A 20824-nucleotide genomic window follows, 5' to 3' on the forward strand; every position below is an offset into this window, starting at 1 on the left:
GGCGGAAGCCAGACCATGGCTGGAACAGAGTATGCGTGAGGTAATTGATGAACGCGCCCTGCCCTATCACCGTCGACAGCTACAAATCCGTTTTTCCACGCTTGGCAGCCGTTCGACTATGTTAGGCGCCGCCTATGCAGCGACAGCCCCCTTTCTCGGGCGTGTACGGGTATCTCTGTAAAAAAAGGCGTACAGGAACACTAAAGTTCCTATACGCCTTTTTATTTTCATTATTCCCTAAGCTGATTAAGCGTTCAACACTTTTTCAAACTTGGTTTTGTTCATACCGGAAATACGTTCTTCCCCGATCAGAGTTAATGGAACAGCACGAATACCCATATCCCATACCTCTTGCGCGAAGGCTTCATTCGTTTCGATGTTGCGTTCTTCGTACTCTACGCCCTTTTCACTCAAATAGCTTTTGACTTGACGGCAATGCGGGCAGTTTGTAGATGTGTATACAATTGCTTTTTCCATGAATATCACCTCATCAATTATGGTTATAAATATTATATTTATTCGGACCTGAACAAATTATTACAGAGCCATTGCGCTGTGCTCCAGGCTTTCGATATACTTCTCGCTGTCCATAGCGGCCATGCAGCCGCTGCCTGCTGCTGTAATCGCTTGTCTGTAGCGTGTATCCTGCACGTCGCCGCAAGCGAATACGCCAGGTATGTTCGTTTCAGAAGTGCCAGGTTTCACCACGATATAACCGTTCGCATCAGTTGTTATTTGACCTTCGAGGAAGCCTGTGTTCGGATGGTGACCGATCGCCACGAATACGCCGCTAACTGTAATGATTTCCTCTTTGCCTGTTGCATTGTTCAGCACTTTCAAGCCGGTTACCCCGTTCTCGTCAGCAATCACTTCTACAGGCGTACGGTTGAGTGCCCACTCAATTTTGCTATTGGCGCGAGCACGATCCTGCATAATTTTGGAGGCGCGCAGTTCTTCACGGCGATGTACCAGCGTTACTTTGGAGGCAAAGCGTGTCAGGAAGTTGGCTTCCTCCAACGCAGAATCCCCACCGCCGATAACCACAATTTCCTTGCCGCGGAAAAAGAACCCGTCACAGGTTGCGCAAGTGCTCACGCCGCGTCCGATGTTGTCCTGTTCGCCGGGAATCCCCAGGTATTTCGCAGTTGCGCCTGTGGAAATGATCAGTGTGTCGGTAACCAGTTCACCCAAACCCTCAACATCCAATGTAAATGGGCGAGCGGTTGTGTCTACCTTGTTCACCCACCCTGTACGGAATTCAGCGCCAAAACGCTCCGCTTGCTTACGCATATTATCCATCAAATCCGGTCCCATGATTCCTTCAGGAAATCCAGGGAAGTTTTCAACCTCTGTAGTTGTGGTCAATTGTCCGCCTGGCTGTGGTCCCTCGATCACCAGTGGGTTCATGTTGGCACGTGCCAGATAGATCGCAGCGGTCAGACCGGCAGGGCCGGTACCTATAATAATAGACTTGTACATATCTTGGTTCCTCCTAAAATATCATAAGTATTATATAGCCAGTTTTCGGTCCCGGGCGCTAGGCTGCTGCATATACTCTAAAAGCAGTTCTGCCAGAAGCTCATCCCAAAATATGGGCACCAGCTGTTGCAAAAACAAATCTCTTGTTTAATAGCTTCCTGTGACTTAGACTGATTCTAAATCCTAATTTCATTATGCGGAAATAGCTGTAAACAGTCAAATGAAGTTTTCATGAAGCGACGCTGGAAGATTAATAGGTATGGAGGGGTTATCCCGATTATGAATGATGTTTTTGTAGGCAGTCTTATTTCTGCCCTGTCCACTGGACTAGGTGCTGTGCCCATATTATTTATGCGCAATGTTACGCATCGGCTTCGCGATGTTCTGCTGGCTTATGCCGCAGGAATCATGACCTCTGCATCCGTGTATAACCTGATTCCCGAAGCCATCCGGCATTCCAATTGGTTTGTGCTGTCTGCAGGCATCTTGCTCGGCTGTCTCGTATTATTGGTGATGGAAAGATATATCCCCCATGCCGACCTGGAGGACCCGGATTCCAAGACCTTTCAGCTGGAGTCCAAATCTTTTCTGATCATTGCGGCTATTACGCTGCACAATTTGCCGGAGGGGCTTTCCGTCGGAGTCAGCTATGCAAGTGAAACCCAAAATCTCGGCGATCTGATCGCCTTTTCAATCGGCTTGCAAAATGCCCCGGAAGGCTTTATCGTAGCCTTATTTCTCGTAAATCAAAACATCGGCCGTTTCAAGGCATTGGGTATTGCCACCCTTACCGGAGCTGTGGAAATCATCACGAGTCTGATCGGTTTTTATTTGAGCAGCTGGGTGAACGGATTGGTGCCTTATGGCCTTGCTTTTGCCGCCGGAGCCATGATGTTTATCGTCTACAAGGAGCTGATCCCCGAAAGTCATGGAGACGGCAACCAGCGGATCGCCACATTCTCTTTTATTCTCGGCCTGATTACGATGATTGGGCTAACCGAATGGCTATAGCCGGACAACACAAAAAGGCTGCCTTCTGCCTGTAATCCAGACAGAAAAGCAGCCTTTTAGCGTGTTCAATGAACAATCTTATTTGTTCCGGTTCATGGAGCGCAGTGCTTCACGGTACTGCTCGTCCTTACTTTTCGGAGTCTCATTCTCTCCATGGGTCATTTTGGAGCGTCCATCCTTTTCCTCGCTCTTTCCAGCAAATCCACGTAAAGCCGCCCGATAATCCTGATCATCGTAAGTATCCTGAGAAGTATCCTGATAAGTATCCCGGTGATCCCTACGCTCCCTTTCCAGGTTCACATCCGCATGGGTATCAAGCACTTTGTGATGCTCCTCGGCATGATGTTCGCTGGCATCAATAGCCTTATGCTGTGCCTCTCGCGCATGATCCGGCAGCTCCCGTACCTCGGGCTCCACTTGCACAGGATAAGGACGCTTGCTTCTTTGCCGTGAATCCTCCTCGGCTTGGCGAGCCTTCGGTGAAGACTTGCGCACCATCTTCGTATTAAATACCAGCAAAAAAATAAGGGCAACCGCAGCTACTCCGATAAAAGCAATGGTCATGGGCGGCCTCCTATTCTCTTGCAGCGCTACGGTACCGTCCTGCCATCTCAGCGACCCGTTTGCCCAAAGAGCGACCTAATGCAAGATCATCACCTGTTGGAAAATTTGGCGGCCCATTGGGGTCTGTCTCCACCGGACAGGTTACCCCTACGCCGTAATAAGAACCGTAGAGTGCATTTTCCGCAATATTGGCGGGCAGTCCTACAATAATCATGCCTTGATGAAGCATCGGGGTGATCAAATTCAGAAGTGTTGATTCCAAGCCGCCATGAACTGTAGCGGTTGTGCAGAACACCGCGCCGATTTTATCCACCAGCTTGCCCTGCGCCCACAAATACCCGAGCTTATCAATCCAGCTTTTCAGACCACTGCTGATCGTGCCAAAATGGCCCGGGCATCCCCATATAATGGCGTCTACACTCCCCAGCTCTTTCACATCGGCCTCATTCACATGCTTTAGCAGCACTTCCGTGTGCTCCTGGCGCGCGCCCTCTGCGATTGAACGAGCAAGACGCTCGGTATGCCCATTTTCACTGTCATATACAATCATGATACTGGTCGTCATTATGCGCATCATCCTTTGTCTGCAAAATCATCCTTTTCGCATGCGCTCTTATCCTCTCCCGAAATCCATCTGAATATTATGAAACATATGGCGCATACTTTGAAAATCCAAGAACTAGGGAGGCATGCAGCATGAATTCACGCGCCATATTAGTCAATCTGCTGGTTATTATCATTATTCTGGCAGGAGGCGGAGCCGCCGCCTATTACTACAATCAATCCGCCAACTACATAAAGACCGACAATGCCCAAGTGAGCGGACAAGCGGTTACCGTTGCCTCTCCGGGCGCGGGCAAGCTCACAGGCTGGAATGCCGAGGTTGGCAAAACCTATACCGCCGGAAATACACTCGGTACGGTAGAGGGAGGCGGAGGCCGGATTAGCATCACAATTCCAACCGATGGCACTATTGTGCAGCAATCAGCGGTGAACAACTCGATTGTTGGGGTGGGTACACCCTTGGCGAAGGCTTTTGATCTAAACAATTTGTGGATAACCGCCAATATAGACGAAACAGCTGTAAAAGATCTTCAAGTTGGACAGACAGTGGATGTATATATTGATGCATTTCCGGACACTTCCCTTTCCGGCAAGCTCGAAAAGATTGGCCTGGCGACCGCATCGACCTTTTCGCTACTGCCTACCTCCAACACTACTGCCAACTATACCAAGGTGACACAGGTCGTACCTGTCAACATATCCATTCAAGGCTACAAAGGGTTGGGTATTATCCCGGGGATGAGTGCAACCATCAGAGTTCACAAGTAGGAGGCTGTCATGGATCAAAAAATGTCCGTCGGACGCATTCTGTCCGTACTGTTGCTGGGCGCCTTCATTTCTATTTTAAACCAAACACTGCTTAACGTGGCTATTCCACACCTGATGAATGATTTCAATGTGTCAGCTACTACCGTTCAGTGGCTATCCACCGGATATATGCTGACGAACGGGATTCTGATTCCAATCACCGCTTTTTTGATTGAATCATTCGGAACCCGTGCGCTTTTTATCTCCGCGATGGGGCTGTTCACCGCCGGGTCTGTCGTCTGTACTGCCAGTACCGGCTTTGCACCGATGCTGGTCGGACGCGTCATTCAGGCCAGCGGAGCGGGCATCATCATGCCTGTGGTCATGAACGTATTCCTGACGGTATTCCCCCCGGAAAAACGTGGCGCTGCCATGGGTACGATGGGTATCGCTATGATGTTTGCCCCGGCGGTCGGACCCACTTTATCCGGCTGGATTGTAGAGCATTATAGCTGGAGGCTGCTATTTTTGCTGGTTATCCCGCTGGCGGTCATTGATATTCTGTTCGCCGTACGCTGGCTCAAAAATGTGTCCAAGCTGACGAAGCCGCATTTTGACCTGATGGGAACCATTTTTTCCACGCTGGGCTTCGGCCTACTGTTGTATGGCTTTAGTTCCGCCGGAGACAAGGGCTGGAGCAGCAATACAGTTATACTTTCACTCGCTGTCGGGGTCGTATTTATTGTATTTTTTGTCGTACGTGAGCTAAGCATGTTAGAGCCTATGCTGGAATTTCGGGTGTTTAAATACGATATCTTTACGGTTTCTACACTGGTTGGGGCTACCGTCAATATGACAATGTTCGGCGGGATGCTGCTACTGCCGATTTATTTACAAAATATACGCGGCTTTACACCGCTGCAATCCGGTCTGCTGCTGTTGCCAGGCGCATTGCTGATGGGGGTAATGTCACCGATCTCAGGGGCGGTTTTCGACCGTATCGGTGCGAGGCCGTTGGCGATTATCGGATTGATCATTACAGCAGTGACGACATGGGAATTCAGCCTGCTGACCGATGCCACCACCTACGGACACATTATGGTCATCTATACGATTCGCAGCTTTGGTCTGTCGCTGCTGATGATGTCCGTACAGACGGAAGGGCTTAATCAGTTACCTCCCCATCTTGGCAGCCACGGCACAGCCATGTCTAATACAGTGCGGCAAATCGCCGGTTCCATTGGTACCGCTTGGCTTATTACCGTTATGAGCAGTCGGACTACGATTCATTTGGCCGATTATGCGAATGTCGCTACCACAGCCAATGCCTCTGTTACGGAAGGGGTGGCACAACTGGGACAAACTCTCGCGCAAACGGCTGGTGTTTCGCCGGAAACCGGCTCTGCGCTGGCACTGCAGCAGGTATATCGCAGTGCCGTTACGGAATCGACGATCCATGGTATTAATGATGCCTTCATCATCGCTACAGGGATTGCGTTAGCGGGACTCGTCTTTTCCCTATTCTTGCGGCGCTCTACACCGCGCCGAAGATAGACGTCCAGCATCGGCGAGCCAGATGTATAGATGGGCTTACTTTGTATACAAGATAGGCTGGCACTGCACAAGAAGGAGCATTCACCCCCTTGGATATTAAGGGAGTTGAATGCTCCTTCCTGTTTTGTGATTTTATTAGCTTATGACCTCAGCAAGCGCAAGCCGTTTAAAATAACAAGCAGCGTGCTGCCCTCATGCCCAATCACACCAAATGGCAGGGCTATATCCTGCACAAAGTTGCTGACCACCAGCAGCAGAATGACGCTTATGGCGAAGATCATATTTTGCTTGACCACCCGTTGCGCCTTGCGCGCCAGTGCTATCGTCGGAGCGATCTCTTCAATTCCGTCGTTCATCAGCACGACGTCGGCAACCTCTAGCGCAGCTCCGCTGCCATTCATTCCCATGCCGAGTCCTACGGTTGCTGCTGTCAACGCCGGGGCATCATTCACACCATCGCCGACCATGACAACATGCCCGTATTGCTCCCGCAACATGCGAATATGGCTGACCTTGTCCTCCGGCAGCAAGCCGGCATATACGGCGTCGACTCCAGCCTGCGCCGCGATCACGGCGGCGGTTTCCGGCCGATCTCCGGTCAGCATGACGACCCGGATGCCCTGTGCTTGCAGGCGTTTCACGGACTCCTGCGCCTGTGGACGCAACTCGTCACGCAGCGCCAGCATTCCGGCAATCCGGTCATCCGCGAGGATGATCGATACCGTTTTGCCCTCGGCCTCCAGCCGGGTGCGAGCCTCTATCCACGCTGGCTCTGCCAGAGGACCAGGTTCATCCAGCACATCTGTGCGACCGATTTTCCACTTCACCCCGCCGATCATGCCTTCCATCCCCCATCCGGTGAGTGCCTGCACTTGCTCGGCTGCAAGAAGCTCCCTTTGTCCCAACTTGGCTTCGGCTTTATCTACAATCGCTCGGGCCAGCGGATGCATTGAATAGCTTTCAATCGTGGCGACAATATGCAAAAGCTCGTCGGAATCGTAGTCTGCAGCGGTAATCCAATCGGTTAAGACAGGTGCTCCCATCGTTAGCGTGCCTGTTTTGTCAAAAGCAACAACAGAAGTCAATGCCATATTTTCCACATGCGCGCCGCCTTTGAACAGGATACCCCGGCGGGCACGGTTGGAAATGGCCGACAGCATCACTGGCATAATGGATGACACAAGGGCACATGGCGAGGCCACGACGAGAAACACCATGGCCTTGTAAAACGCCGCTGCCCACGTCCAGCCTAATGCGATAGGTGCACCTGCAATGACGATCAGCGTGGCCACAACAACAATCCGGGCATACATCGACTCGAACCTTTTGATAAACCGTTGCGAATCAGGAACTTCAGTCTGAGCTTCTTCGACCATGCGAATGATTTTCGAAAATAAAGTGTTTTCAGAGGACTGGCTAACCTCTACGTACAGCACGCCTTCCCCATTAACGGTGCCTGCATATACCTCGTCACCCTCCACCTTATTCACCGGAACGGATTCCCCGGTAATGGATGCCTGATTCACCGCCGACACGCCCTTGGAAATTCGGCCGTCCGCTGGAATCAGTTCGCCCGGCTTTACCAACAGTAGATCACCTGGCAGCAATTGCTCAATGCCGACTGTTTCTGTTCCCTCAGAGGACAATCGCAAGGCCGTCTCCGGCTTCAATGCCATCAGTTCGGAAATATCCTTACTGCTGCGCTCGGTGGTATAGCTCTCCAGCGCACCGCTGAGTGCAAAAATAAAGATCAGCATGGCTCCTTCATTCCAATAGCCGATCGTCGCAGCCCCCAGGGATGCTGCAATCATGAGCAGATTAACATCCAGATCACGCTCACGGATCAGTGTTTCTACTCCTTCTCTGGCCTTGGACCATCCCCCCAGGGCATAGGACACCACATACAGGATGACCGATAGCCATTGCGACCAATGCGAAATGCCCCATGCCATCAGCATCAGCATTCCGCTGCCGAGAGCAGCCTGCATCTCCTTGTTTTTCAGCATGCTTTTAAGCTGAAACTGTGGTTTGCGATTCGGGCCGGGCCGCCCGCTGCCACTGCTTTTTGAACGTATCTGAGCAGAAGAAGATAAGGTCTCTTGAAGTTGTTGAACAGCTTGCATCATGTCACATTCCTTTCCGTATTTGTTCTTTGTACCTGCATCTCATTGAGAATGATATCCATTGTTAAGGCCCTTAAAATAGCACATGCTGCTTCGGGAAGCCCGAAGCAGCATGTTTGGCAAATGAGAATGATAATCATTTTTGCATTAATACAATTGTTTTGGTTTAATGAAACTTTTGTTTTATTATATACCCTCTTTTTCTGGTTGTAAACCCGCAAGGTCCCAAATTAAAAGGATACCCACGTAAATAACGCAGGCACCCTTTTGATTTTACAGCAGTCCGCATTTGAATTTCGTGTTACCTTCGAGCTTTGGTACTACAGTGGAAATTGCTGCGCATATTTGTGTAAAACATCCGATGAATGCTGCTGCTCCGAGCGCTGCAGAATTCCACAACGCGCAGTCCCTATGCGTGCAGCTGGAACGGCTTCATTCGGACAGATGATCCCCGTCAGCTCGTTTCCCCAGAATGAAGCCCCATCCAGAGACGGATAAATTTCAGCTAACGCCAACCAGATCGGAAGCTCAGACTTTACACCCCGAATAGCCTCCGTTATGCCATTGAGCGCAGCGGCACTGTTTCTACAATCATTCGCGCAAGCCGGATATAATCGCTCCTCAGCCTCATTGTTAGCGGATACAATAGGGGTGACCTCTAAAATCATCATATCAGCAAAACGTGCCATATCCGCCGCTTGAGACGCCTGCTTGATCTGTTGTGCGTTCACTTCCGGCATATGATTGGTGCTGGCGTGCTCCCCGGAATGTCCATTCCGTGGTTGGCTTTCGTCAGGCTTCATAGACACGTCTACCGTCAATAAAACGCCTACCCGATACGGAATACAACGCAGACGTCCACATAAGGTTTGCTCGGCAACACCGTCAATCCAGTCCCGGGTTGCCCGGAATTGGCTAACGTCAGCCGGATTGCGCACCAAAATCTCCAGACGAGGCTCTCCTCCCTGGCGAACGCTTCGCAATGCAGCACGCAGCAATGCTTCCAATTGCATATCTTGCAGGCTGCCGATGCCCACCACGTTATTCTGTTCGATCAAGGCTATACTGAGCGGTGATCCGTTCAAAGATTCGAACAAGCCTTCATACTCCGTTTCCAGCAGACCGATAATTCGGCGGGACAAATGTTCACACAAACCAGGCAAACCAGACGCCTTGTTAAACGTTTTGTACGTGTCTGATGCACAGGAGCCTGGAATAGGGATGGGGTTGGGCTTCCCATTAGGGACAGGATTCATCTGTCCAGATTCTGCAGCATCCAGATAGGCATAGCATAATTCCCCAACACGGCTGGACGTCTGTGACAAGGGGCCGTGCAAAAGGCTGTAGCCGTCAAAGCTTTCTATATCTGGGATAGATGCCGGCATGGTGCTTAAACGATTCACATTTTCAGAAGCATCCCCATAAATCCGTATCGGTGTATGTCTGTATTCATCGCTCCATTTTAACAGTGTATCTATCGCTTTCCTGCTATCGGTGTTACCCTTATTCAGCGTTATTTCCCCAAGCAACTCCGGGGTCACCGCCAGCAATGCCTCCTCTTGGCTGATCTTGCCCTGTTCGACTATTCCGATCAGCCAGCCCAACGGGTCTTCCTGCTGTGAGGCAGATACTTCATTGCGCCCGGCGAGCACCGACTCGATAGCCAGTCTCTGTGCAGCAGCAGCCTCCCTTCCCGGCTCGGGGTCTTCGCGATCCCCGCTGTTTTTGCTATCCCACAGCCCTGTGAATACATGCATCAGTTTAGCCTCCATGCTACTAATCCTTCCTTTCTTCCGCCAGCAGGTTGGCATACAAGAATTCGAGTATTCCACCAAAAAAAGAAAACGCTTACTAATTAGACGCCAAATGGAATTCAGATGAGCTTTGCTGTAAAGTCCCTACCTTAACGTATTAGGTACAGCCCACATTTATACATCTCTGTACAACGATCGGAAATCATAAAATCAACCTCCATTACTGCTGACAACAAACACCATTCAAAACATGCTGGTTATAAAAAAAACACCCCCGGATTTCACAGGATGCATACATCCAATGTTAATCCAGGAGTGTTTGATTTTGTACTACGTAAGTTTTAGTTCGTAAGTTTTATTCGTAAGAACGGGCCTTTAATACACGCATCACATTCAATACAGCCAGCAATGTTACACCTACATCGGAAAATACAGCCTCCCACATGGTAGCAATACCGAACGCGCCCAACGTGAGAAATACCGCTTTGATACCTAACGCAAATATAATATTTTGCCATACGATACGACGTGTATGCTTGGCGATATGAATCGCCGTAACCAGTCTTGCAGGCTCATCGTTCATGATTACGATATCCGCTGCCTCAATCGCAGCGTCAGAACCCAAGCCACCCATCGCTACACCTACGTCCGCCAGCGCCAGTACAGGGGTATCATTGATCCCGTCGCCCACAAATAAAACCTTGTCGCCTGTTTTCTTAGTTGCAGACAGCTGCTCAATTGCTTCGGCTTTATGCTGAGGCAACAGCTCTGCCCGTACTTCATCCAGGCCCAGTTGACGCCCTACAGCCTCAGCAACCGTCCGATTGTCACCCGTTAGCATGATGGTTTTCACCACACCCAGCTTTTTCAGTGAAGCAATTGTCTTCGCTGCGTCCTCCTTGACCTCATCCGAGATCAGAATACATCCGGCATAAGCACTATCCACGGCCACATGAACGACCGTTCCCTCATCCAGCGTCCCTGCCTGCTGCGCTGCGTCAAAAGCAACATGCTCCCGCTCCATCAGCTTCGCATTCCCGGCCAACACCAGACGACCATCAATCTGTGCCTGAATCCCGTGACCGGATATTTCACTATATTGCTGAACCCGCTCAGGTTGAAGCTCTTGACCAAAGGATTCGCGCAGAGATGCTGCGATAGGATGCGTGGAGTGCAGTTCCGCCAATGCAGCAGTTTCCAGTAAGCTTTCCTTCGTAAAGCCATCCGCAGGGTAAACCCCTGTCACGCGGAAAACACCTTTGGTGAGCGTACCTGTTTTATCAAAAACAGCATATTTTACATGATTCAGGGCTTCAAGATAGTTCCCGCCCTTGATCAGGATACCTGAACGTGAAGCTGCCCCGATTCCACCAAAGAAGCCGAGCGGAATGGATACCACCAGCGCACACGGACAAGAGATAACGAGGAAAACGAGCGCACGATATACCCAATCTGCAAACTGTGCACCCGGTACGACAAGCGGCGGAATGACCGCCAGCAGCAGCGCGACGATAACTACAACAGGAGTATAGTATCTGGAAAACTTGGTGATAAACTTTTCAGTCGGCGCTTTTTTGGCGCTCGCATTTTGCACCAGCTCCAAAATTTTGGAGACTGTGGATTCGCCAAATTCCTTGCTGACCTCTACGGTCAGAAGTCCGTTCGTATTCATAAATCCACTCAATACGCTGCTTCCCGGCTCAATGGTACGAGGCACAGATTCACCTGTCAACGCCGAGGTATCCACATGCGACTTACCGTCCACAACCTTGCCATCGAGCGGAATCTTCTCTCCCGGCTTAATTACGATCAAATCACCTATCCGAACGTCCTCTGGCGAAACCCTCCGTACAGAGTCAGCCGTCTTCAGGTTGGCATAGTCCGGTCGAATATCCATCAGATCACTGATGGATTTGCGGGAACGGTTGACAGCAACGCCTTGGAACAGCTCTCCGATTTGATAAAAGAACATGACGGCTACGCCTTCCGGGTATTCCCCGATTGCAAAGGCTCCAACAGTTGCCAGCGTCATCAGAAAGTACTCATCAAAGGCCATTCCCCGTACCAAGCTGCGTGCAGCCTGCAGGACCACATCACCGCCGACGATGATATATGCCAGCAAGAACAGCGCCAACTTGCCTATACCTTCCACGGGCAACCACCAGGCAACAGCTGCAATGACTGCACCTGCAGCCAAACGTGCAATCATGCGGCGCATACCGTCCGTACCGTGATCATGGGTATGCCCGGCGTGGCTGTCATCTCCATGCGAATGAGCATGGGTGGCATGGTCATGCCCGTTGTGCACATATGCTTCCTCGCCATGTGCTTCATGGCTATGAGTATGACCAGCATGCTCATGACCGCATGCGCAGTCCTCCGTGCTGCCTGTATGCACTGTGCCAGCTTCACTTCGACTATCTTCACGCAACCGTCCCCGAGCATTTTTGACAATCATCCGAACATGAGGCTCCAGTCTGTGAACCTTTTGTTCCGTTTGGCGAAAAATCTCTTCTTTTTGGTCCGAGCTTGCGGTCATCGACAACGTCTTCGTAACAAAATTGACCGAGCAATCAAGCACGCCTTCTATTTTACTGACTCCATTTTCAATCTTTAGAGCGCAGTTGGCACAATCCAAGCCATCCAGAATCCATTCGTGACGTTCCATTTTTTTCAGAGCATCCATATTTATTGGCCTCCAATAACTATATATGAGCACTTGTTCATACATGATTTGTTAAGGCCATTATATTCAGAATCAGGATCAGAAGTCAATGATAATGGCCCATGTTCATAAAAAAATCAAATTCACCGGACATACACCAAAAGAGCGCCAATTCTTTGGCGCCCTGCTGATGTTTATCCAATAAAACTATTGATGTGAAATGTGCTGGTGGGTTTGCAAAAAGATCTGCTCCACATGATTATCATCCAACGAATAAAACACCGTCTTGCCTTCCTTCCGCCGTTTGACAATACGCAGGTTGCGCAAGTAACGAAGCTGATGAGATACCGCAGATTGCCCCATGTTCAACACCTGAGTCAAATCATGAACACACAGCTCCTTTTGAGCCAGGGCGTATATGAGCTTGATCCGTGTCGGATCACCCAGTGCTTTGAAAAGCTCCGACATTTTGTATGCGATGGAATCCTCGACAAGGGAAGATTTTATGCGCTCAATTTCTTGGTCTGAACCGTGACAAGCCGGCTCGCAATCCAAAGCTTCCGTTTCAGAATTCATCCTTTTCACCCCATGTGTTTCGACTTGATACTCCTATTATAGCAAATTCGTAGAATTTACGAATAGCTTATATTACAGCTTGCCCTGTAACAGGGAAACTTCAAGTCTCCATTGACTGGCTCTGCCAGCGCTCTATGACATTGCATTCAAAGCAAGCTTAATTCAATGATTTCAAAACTTCATCACTGTAAGGGATAATTTCTTCTGTCTGATGATCGCGCAGCTTGACCGCAAATGCCGGGTCTACCAATAAAGCCCGTCCAACCGCAACCAAATCAACCTCTTCCCGCTCTACCAGACCAACAAGCTGTTCCAGTCTCGCCTGTACGCTATTAGATCTATCGTTCTCTCTGTGATTATTTTCCCGTTCACTCAGAAAAGCCCTTTCCAAACCAACGGAGCCTACCGTAATAACGGGTTTGCCTGTTAGCTTTTTGGTCCAGGCCGCCAAATTCAAATCAGACCCTGCAAATTCCGGTTCCCAAAAGCGCCGGCTAGAGCAGTGAAATACATCCACCCCGGCCTTGACCAACGGAGCCAGAAACTGTTCAAGCTCCTCCGGTGTATGTGCCAATTTTTCATCATAGTGATACATTTTCCACTGGGAAAACCGCAGTACGATCGGGAAATCCGGCCCCACTGCACGACGGCAAGCCTCAATAACCTCCACCGCAAACCGGGTACGCTGAACCAAATCGCCCCCGTATTGGTCTGTACGTTTGTTCGTTTTATCCCAGAAAAACTGATCAATTAAATAGCCATGTGCTCCATGAAGCTCAATACCGTCAAAACCCACCCGCTTGGCATCAGCAGCAGCCTGTGCAAAGGCTGCGATAATATCAGCAATCTCGGTCTCGGTCAACGGCTCAACAACTTTTTCACCGGAAGGCGAGATCCCGGACGGACCGACAGGCAGCGCCTCAGGATTCGGCTGGTTTGACGCGCCTATTTTGCGGGCAGTACCCACATGCCAGAGCTGGGGGATAATTTTGCCGCCAGCCGCATGGACTTCTTCAACGACCTTCGCCCACCCTTTCAATCCATCACCATAAAAGTTGGGAATACCTGTGCTTTCCACAGCCGCTGGGTGATTAATTGCGGTTCCCTCCGTAATAATCAAGCCAACAGCATTTTCCGCACGGCGACGATAATACTCGGCAACCTCAGGCCCCGGGATGCCTTGAGGCGAAAAATTCCGTGTCATGGGAGCCATAACGATCCGATTGGGCAGAGCTAAATTACCTGCTTGAAAAGGACTAAACAATAACTCGGTATTCATTACTTTGTTCCTCCACTCTCAATAGTATTATCGTTTTTACTCATCTGTTATACAATTCCATTTTACACATATGTAAACTTGAGTTCAAGAAGCCACAGTTTTCTTTTTAAAATAGATTTCACGAAAAAAGAGGAATCAGCTGAATGCCGATTCCTCTCTTACTACAGTGTTGCTAAGCACCATTAATTAGTGTGCTACCATGTTGTATTCCATAATCCACACGGAACCACCCACAATGGTCAACAGGATAACTACCCCGAAGATCAAAGTCATGACATTCCAGCGTGGTCCATTGCTCTCACGGATGTGCATGAAGAAGAAAAGCTGAACCAGGAATTGCAGCACTGCCGTGGCCAAAATAACGACCATGGTTGAAGTGCGGCTCAACATATGATTCATAACCACACCGAGAGGAATGATGGTCAGTACGATGGACAGAATAAACCCGATAACATAGGATTTCACTGAACCGTGAGAATCATCATGACCATGCGAACCTGCTCCTGATTGATGCTGTGCCACCTACATCACCCCCATCAAATAGACAACTGACAGCAAGAAGATCCAGACAGCGTCCAAAAAGTGCCAGTACAAGCTCAATGCTGAGACTTTACCCTTCGTTTCAGGAGTAAGCCCACGCTTTTTCACCTGGAACATGAGTCCGATCATCCACACCAGACCCAAGGAAACGTGAAGTCCGTGCGTACCGACCAGTGTGAAGAATGCCGACAGGAACGCACTGGTTCCAAAATTGGCTCCTTCGTGTACCATTTCAACAAACTCGTAAACTTCAAAACCGATAAAACCAAGACCCAAGATCGCCGTCACGATTAACCAGCTGATTAATCCCTTCAGGCTTCCTTTGTTCATGGCCAACACGGCCAGACCACTTGTAAAGCTGCTTGTAAGCAAGAGGAACGTTTCAATAATAACCCCTGTCATGTTAAACAGCTCTGCGCCCCCCGGCCCTCCGGCCGTATTGTTCCGAAGGACAACGAAGGTTGCAAACAAGGTACTGAACAGGATCACGTCCGTTACAAGAAAGATCCAAAAACCAAGCATCTTCAATTCTTGCGGATCGTGATGCCCGTGGTCATGATCATGGCTATGATGTGCTGCAGCTTGTGCCATTATACAGACCCCCTTATTGCGGCTTCCGTGCGTTTTACTTCATCTGCAGGAATATAGTAATCGGCATCATAGGAGAAGAACGAGCGGCAAATCATACAAATTGCCACACCGATCAGCCCTGGAATATAGAAGAACGACCAACCGAATACGAACCCAAAGCCTGCGATGAAAAAGAACACTGACATAATGAACGGAATCGCCGAATTTTTCGGCATATGAATTGCTTCAATTGGTGGTTGCTTTCTGAAAATACCTTTTGCACGTTTGTCTTTTTCTGCCCACCAGTCGTCACGTTCTTCTACTTGCGGGATGGTAGCAAAATTGTACTCCGGTGCAGGTGAAGGAATCGACCATTCGAGCGTATGACCACCCCAAGGATCGCCTGTTGTATCCTTCAGCTTGCGGAAATTCTTGATACCCAGCAGAATTTGAAGAACCTGGAACAAGAAACCAATCCCCATCAGGAATGCCCCAATGGTTGAAACAAAGTTAAGCGGCTGCCAGCCGGTATCCCAGCCGTAAGTGCTCAGACGACGTGTCATACCCATCAGACCGAGGGAATACTGCGGAATGAAACATACATAGAATCCGATGTTCCAGAACCAGAAAGCCCATTTGCCAGGCGTTTCAGGCAGTGTGAATCCGAACATTTTAGGCCACCAGTAGTACAGACCTGCCAGATAGCCGAACACTACACCGCCAATCAGAGCGGAGTGGAAGTGAGCGATCAGGAAGTAACTGTTATGGAACTGGAAGTCCGCAGGTGCTACAGACAACATGACGCCCGTCAAACCTGCAATCAGGAAGTTCGGAATAAAAGCAATAGACCACATCATCGGAGTTTTAAATTCGATTTTACCCCGATACATCGTGAACAGCCAGTTAAACACCTTAACCCCTGTCGGGATTGCGATAACCATCGTCGAAATCGCAAAGAATGCATTGACATCTGCGCCTGATCCCATCGTGAAGAAGTGATGCGCCCAGGTGAAGAAGGACAGGATCGCAATAATGAACATGGCGTAAACCATGGATTTGTAGCCAAACAATTTCTTTTTGGAGAATACGCTAATGACCTCGGAATAAATACCGAAAGCAGGCAATACTACAATGTATACCTCAGGATGACCCCACATCCAAATCAGGTTGATATACATCATCGGGTTGCCGCCAAAGTCAAGGGTAAAGAAGTGTCCTCCTCCGAAGCGGTCAAGGAATAGCAAAGCCAAAGTAATCGTCAGAATCGGGAACGCGAAAATGATAATAACACACGATGAAAATACGGACCACGTAAAGACAGGCATTTTCATCCAGGTCATACCAGGTGCGCGCATTTTAATAATGGTAACAATAAAGTTGATCCCAGTAGCCAATGAACCTATACCCGAAATCTGAATACCCCAGATATAGAAGTTCTCGCCGACGCCGGGACTAAATTGCAATTCTGAAAGCGGCGGATAACTCAACCAGCCTGCATCTGGCGAACCGCCAATAACGAAGGACAGGTTGAACAACATCGCTCCCATAAAGAAAAGCCAGAAGCTCAGTGCGTTCAGGAAAGGGAACGCTACGTCGCGCGCACCAATTTGAAGCGGTACCGCGATATTAAACAAACCAAACATCAAAGGCATCGCCATAAACAAGATCATGATCGTGCCATGTGTTGTAAAGATCTGATTGTAATGCTCAGGATGCAGCAATGTAACATCCGGTGAAGCAAGTTGAATACGCATCAATAAGGCATCCACGCCACCGCGGAATAGCATCAGGATGGACGCGAGGATATACATGATACCGACTTTTTTATGGTCAACAGTCGTCAACCAGTTTTTCCAAAGCCAGCCCCATTTTTTGAAATAAGTGAGCACAAACACGATCCCGATCGTCGCAAGAGCGATGGAAACGTCCGCTCCATAAATCATCGGATCTCCAGTAACGAAGAAAGTGGATGCAAACTCTTTTATTTTATCAAGCATTGGGAGCCTCCTTCCCTATAATCATTTAATTGTGTCCGCTCATATTCATATGACTCATGTCCATTGCACTTTTATCTTCTGTGCCGGACTTGGAAGAACCTTCAGTGGATGCTCCATGTCCTGCATGCGGATTGGAAGCACCGTCTACTACGTATTTGGTTACGATGTCCTGGAACAATCCGTCGGGAATCGAAGAATACTCATCAGGCTGGGACAAACCTGGTTTTGCAAGCGCCAAATAGCCGTCCTTTGTCAACGGTTTGGACTGCTTCTTGATGTCAGCGACCCAGTTTTTATACGCTTCATCCGACTGGACTTCTACATCAAATCGCATTTGTCCAAAATGCTCACCGCTAAAGTTTGCACCCGAACCAAAGTAAGTTCCTTCGTGATCGGCCTGCAAATGCAGTTTCATAGCCATGCCTGACATGGTGTAGATTTGACCGCCCAATTGCGGAATCCAGAACGAGTTCATCGGGGCATCGGCAGTCAGTTCAAAACGGACTGGAACACCTTTAGGAATGTGAACTTGGTTAACTGTAGCTATACCTTCCTCCGGATACATAAAGAGCCATTTCCAGTCCAGTGAAGTCACTTGAATGGTTACTGGCTTTTGTGTACTTGCGAGCGGCTTGGAAGGCTCCAGCAAGTAGGTATATCTCGCAGTGATGACCGCAATAATACAGATAACGATAATTGGAATAGCCCACCACACGGTTTCCAGCTTTTTGCTGTCATCCCAGTGGGGTTGATACTTTACTTTGTTAGTCGCTGTGTCACGATAGCGCCAAATGATGAAGAAAGTCAAAATCATGACCGGTACGATTATAAGCGCAGACAAAGCCGTCGTAATAATGATCAGCTCTTTTTGTGCTTGCCCAACGGGTCCTTTCGGATCGAAAACAACGTATTTTCCGCCAGCATAAAAACACGTCCAAATGAGCAATGCTACCGTGAGCACGGTCAAAACCAACGCAATAATCGCTTTTGGTTTTTTGTTCATGTTGTTCCCCTCTCCTTAGAAATAGTAAATTACTCAAAACTAACGAACTCCTGTAATGTTTCCCCTATATAAGATAGCAGAAAAGCGGTCACTTTTTTTATTGTTAACAAAATTGTCGATTATTTGTCCGTTTTTTGTGAAAAACCTCTCTAAAAATAAATTTTCTCTTGCAAATTCAAAAATCATTTATTACTAAAAAAATGACATAAAATACGATATTTATGTATCGCAAAGAAGCTATATTAAAGCAAAAAGCGGGCCTCCGTACAGTTATCACGCTACACTGCTCGAAGACCCACGATGTTGTTTTTATTGGATATGTTCTTTCACTTTTATTTATGTTAACTGCGGCCATTTTCCTGGTCTTCCTTCTTACGGGCAATGACAAACGCTTTTCCAATGAGAAAAATAAATATTCCGGCAGCGAAGCAGCCAATACCTGTCATTAAATATATATTACGATCACTCAAATTCCCCAGATCAAACAAAATAAGAATAATACCTGCAATGCAGGCAATCCACGCGATAGCAGATACCATGCGACTCATTTGGTAGTCAGTTGAGCCTGATTTCCTAAAATTCGCAGCCATCCTCTTCACTCCCTCCAGTCTAAAAAATAGTTTCAAACGCCCTCGTCAGGTATTTTTGTCAGTATGCACATATCTTGCTTTTTTATTCCCTTTGATCTATACATACTTGGAACAACCTGTAATATATCCTGGCTATTATTACCCCGAAGGACCTGCTGTTCAAACCAAAGGGAGTGAAGACGGAACCAGCTCCGCTATTGCAAAACAGATCTTTTTTAGCGTCTGGTCTCCAGCCAATTATTATTGACCACATTTTGATACCAGTAATAGCTTTCCTTGGGGGTGCGGACCTGTGTGCGGAAATCGACATGAATCATGCCAAATCTCATATTGTACCCTTCTGCCCACTCAAAGTTGTCCATCAGTGACCATGCCATATATCCTTTGACATGAAGCCCGTCATGAATAGCCCGGTGTACCTGCACCAAATGCTGACGCATATACGAAATACGACGGTCATCCTGAACCTTGCCGTTCACAATGTCATCGTTGATACATGCCCCGTTCTCTGTAATGTAAATGTCGATGTTGCCGTATTTTTGCAAATAATGCAGTACCTCATACAGCCCACGTGATTCCACCGGCCAGCCGATATCCGTGACTGGCAGTCCCATATTGATCTCTTCGGATTGAAGGAACCCGGCTTCGGGATTAAAGCGATTAACGGACATACTATAGTAATTGATGCCGATCATATCAATCGGTTCACGAATGATGTCCATATCCCCATCTTGAATCGGTACGCTGGCTCCCTGCTCCGCAAACCAGTCTACCAAAAACTGTGGATATGAGCCTTGATAAATAGGCTGGAGAAACCAGTCACTGTGCAGAGAAATCGTGCGTGCGCAAGCGGCTTTGTCTTCCTCGGAAGTGCTGTAGGGTACAGCCCATGAGACATTGGGCGCGATGCCAATCTGACCACTGGTGCCCAGCTCGCGGAAACGACGCACAGAAAGGCCATGTGCAACCAGCAGATGATGTCCCACATCGATGGCTGTCTGGAGATTCGTCAGACCAGGGGCGTGAACGCCCAGCATATTGGATAAAAAAGCGATGCACCACGGTTCATTAAATGTGAGCCAATGATGTATTTTCCCGTGGAACTCGCGGAACATCGTTTCGGCAAACTGGACAAATGCCTGAATCGTGCGGCGATTTTCCCAGCCTCCCGCATCCTGAAGCACCTGTGGCAAATCCCAGTGATACAGTGTGCAAAACGGTTCAATCCCGTTTTCGTTCAACAAGTCGACTACGCGATGATAATAGTCCAAGCCTTCTTGGTTGACTTCACCGTCACCATTCGGGAATATACGCGGCCATGACACCGAAAAACGATATGTACGAATGCCCAGCTCCTTCATCAGCCGGATATCCTCCTCGTAGCGATGATAGCTGTCGCAAGCTACATTTCCGTTATCTCCGTTAAACACCTTGCCAGGCGTATGGGCAAAGGTATCCCAAATGGACAGGCTTCTTCCCCCCTCCTGATAAGCCCCCTCAATTTGATAGGCTGCCGTTGCCGTTCCCCACATAAAGTCCTGCGGAAATTGAAAAATGGTCATATTCGATCTTCCTCTCCATGAATAATAATCATATGTCCGTCCGTTATTTCCTGCTCTTTGGTAAAAATCCATGACAGAATGAATCCACCGTGCTCTGGATCAGGCTGGGCTTGCCGGGCATCTGCGCTAAAGGGCTGTGCACAGCGAATGATGCAATTACCTGTCGGGACAGATGCGATAAGTTCCGCACGGGCGAGCCGGGAACCGGACCATTCTATGCTGACCGTCATCCCGCCACGCCCCCGC

19 protein-coding genes and 1 pseudogene are annotated in these 20824 nt (G+C 48.8%); 4 read left to right on the forward strand and 16 right to left on the reverse strand.

Annotated features, from left to right (window positions below):
- Positions 1 to 181: pseudogene (locus tag WG8_RS28885) on the forward strand (ROK family protein); the annotation flags it as partial.
- A 65-nt stretch (positions 182 to 246) separates the two neighbouring features.
- Here WG8_RS28885 and WG8_RS20535 read toward each other — a convergent pair.
- A complete protein-coding gene (locus WG8_RS20535) occupies positions 247 to 477 on the reverse strand; it encodes a glutaredoxin family protein (RefSeq protein WP_007432162.1) in 231 nt (76 codons plus the stop codon).
- Positions 478 to 537: 60 nt separating this feature from the next.
- Positions 538 to 1479, reverse strand: a complete 942-nt coding sequence (gene trxB / locus WG8_RS20540) for a thioredoxin-disulfide reductase (protein WP_007432163.1) — start codon at positions 1477 to 1479, stop codon at positions 538 to 540.
- 279 nt (positions 1480 to 1758) lie between these two features.
- On the opposite strand from trxB, the gene WG8_RS20545 reads away from it, so the two are divergent.
- Positions 1759 to 2490, forward strand: coding sequence for a ZIP family metal transporter (locus tag WG8_RS20545; protein ID WP_007432164.1), 732 nt, complete (start codon positions 1759 to 1761; stop codon positions 2488 to 2490).
- Positions 2491 to 2568: 78 nt separating this feature from the next.
- Here WG8_RS20545 and WG8_RS20550 read toward each other — a convergent pair whose 3' ends face one another.
- Together WG8_RS20550 and WG8_RS20555 are read right to left on the reverse strand one after the other, a co-directional pair.
- Positions 2569 to 3054, reverse strand: coding sequence for a hypothetical protein (locus tag WG8_RS20550; protein ID WP_007432165.1), 486 nt, complete (start codon positions 3052 to 3054; stop codon positions 2569 to 2571).
- 10 nt (positions 3055 to 3064) lie between these two features.
- Positions 3065 to 3619, reverse strand: coding sequence for an NAD(P)H-dependent oxidoreductase (locus tag WG8_RS20555; protein ID WP_007432166.1), 555 nt, complete (start codon positions 3617 to 3619; stop codon positions 3065 to 3067).
- 131 nt (positions 3620 to 3750) lie between these two features.
- Here WG8_RS20555 and WG8_RS20560 point away from each other — a divergent pair, with 131 nt between their 5' ends.
- Together WG8_RS20560 and WG8_RS20565 are read left to right on the forward strand one after the other, a co-directional pair.
- Entirely contained in the window at positions 3751 to 4386 is a 636-nt protein-coding gene (locus WG8_RS20560) for an HlyD family secretion protein (protein ID WP_007432167.1), read from the forward strand.
- Positions 4387 to 4395: 9 nt separating this feature from the next.
- Complete coding sequence (locus WG8_RS20565; protein WP_043891292.1) at positions 4396 to 5919, forward strand: DHA2 family efflux MFS transporter permease subunit; 1524 nt, start codon at positions 4396 to 4398, stop codon at positions 5917 to 5919.
- A 140-nt stretch (positions 5920 to 6059) separates the two neighbouring features.
- Here the strand turns inward: WG8_RS20565 and WG8_RS20570 are convergent, their stop codons facing one another.
- The 12 genes from WG8_RS20570 to WG8_RS28890 all read right to left on the reverse strand — a co-directional run.
- A complete protein-coding gene (locus WG8_RS20570; RefSeq protein WP_007432169.1) occupies positions 6060 to 8042 on the reverse strand; it encodes a heavy metal translocating P-type ATPase in 1983 nt (660 codons plus the stop codon).
- Between the two features lie 320 nt (positions 8043 to 8362).
- On the reverse strand, positions 8363 to 9814 hold the full coding sequence (locus tag WG8_RS20575; protein ID WP_007432170.1) for a hypothetical protein: 1452 nt from the start codon (positions 9812 to 9814) through the stop codon (positions 8363 to 8365).
- A 337-nt stretch (positions 9815 to 10151) separates the two neighbouring features.
- The gene (locus WG8_RS20580; protein WP_007432171.1) at positions 10152 to 12482 is read right to left on the reverse strand and encodes a heavy metal translocating P-type ATPase; all 2331 of its coding nucleotides are present in this window, start codon (positions 12480 to 12482) and stop codon (positions 10152 to 10154) included.
- Between the two features lie 186 nt (positions 12483 to 12668).
- A complete protein-coding gene (locus tag WG8_RS20585) occupies positions 12669 to 13037 on the reverse strand; it encodes an ArsR/SmtB family transcription factor (protein WP_007432172.1) in 369 nt (122 codons plus the stop codon).
- A 157-nt stretch (positions 13038 to 13194) separates the two neighbouring features.
- The gene (locus WG8_RS20590; RefSeq protein WP_007432173.1) at positions 13195 to 14316 is read right to left on the reverse strand and encodes an NADH:flavin oxidoreductase; all 1122 of its coding nucleotides are present in this window, start codon (positions 14314 to 14316) and stop codon (positions 13195 to 13197) included.
- Positions 14317 to 14502: 186 nt separating this feature from the next.
- The gene (cyoD, locus tag WG8_RS20595; RefSeq protein ID WP_007432174.1) at positions 14503 to 14838 is read right to left on the reverse strand and encodes a cytochrome o ubiquinol oxidase subunit IV; all 336 of its coding nucleotides are present in this window, start codon (positions 14836 to 14838) and stop codon (positions 14503 to 14505) included.
- A complete protein-coding gene (gene cyoC, locus WG8_RS20600; RefSeq protein WP_007432175.1) occupies positions 14839 to 15447 on the reverse strand; it encodes a cytochrome o ubiquinol oxidase subunit III in 609 nt (202 codons plus the stop codon).
- Complete coding sequence (locus WG8_RS20605; RefSeq protein WP_007432176.1) at positions 15447 to 17423, reverse strand: cbb3-type cytochrome c oxidase subunit I; 1977 nt, start codon at positions 17421 to 17423, stop codon at positions 15447 to 15449. Before WG8_RS20605 ends, cyoC begins: the two co-directional genes overlap by 1 nt.
- 25 nt (positions 17424 to 17448) lie before the next feature.
- Positions 17449 to 18426, reverse strand: coding sequence for a ubiquinol oxidase subunit II (cyoA, locus tag WG8_RS20610; protein WP_007432177.1), 978 nt, complete (start codon positions 18424 to 18426; stop codon positions 17449 to 17451).
- Between the two features lie 341 nt (positions 18427 to 18767).
- Positions 18768 to 19016: a hypothetical protein gene (locus tag WG8_RS20615; protein WP_007432178.1), complete on the reverse strand. Its 249-nt coding sequence runs from the start codon at positions 19014 to 19016 to the stop codon at positions 18768 to 18770.
- A gap of 215 nt (positions 19017 to 19231) precedes the next feature.
- A complete protein-coding gene (locus tag WG8_RS20620; RefSeq protein WP_007432179.1) occupies positions 19232 to 20578 on the reverse strand; it encodes a GH1 family beta-glucosidase in 1347 nt (448 codons plus the stop codon).
- Positions 20575 to 20824, reverse strand: a 250-nt coding sequence (locus WG8_RS28890) for a hypothetical protein (RefSeq protein WP_007432180.1), incomplete at its 5' end; no start/stop codon positions are given. The genes WG8_RS28890 and WG8_RS20620, both read right to left, overlap by 4 nt.

The sequence above is a fragment of the Paenibacillus sp. Aloe-11 genome (assembly GCF_000245715.1).
Classification (GTDB): Bacteria; Bacillota; Bacilli; order Paenibacillales; family Paenibacillaceae; genus Paenibacillus; species Paenibacillus kribbensis.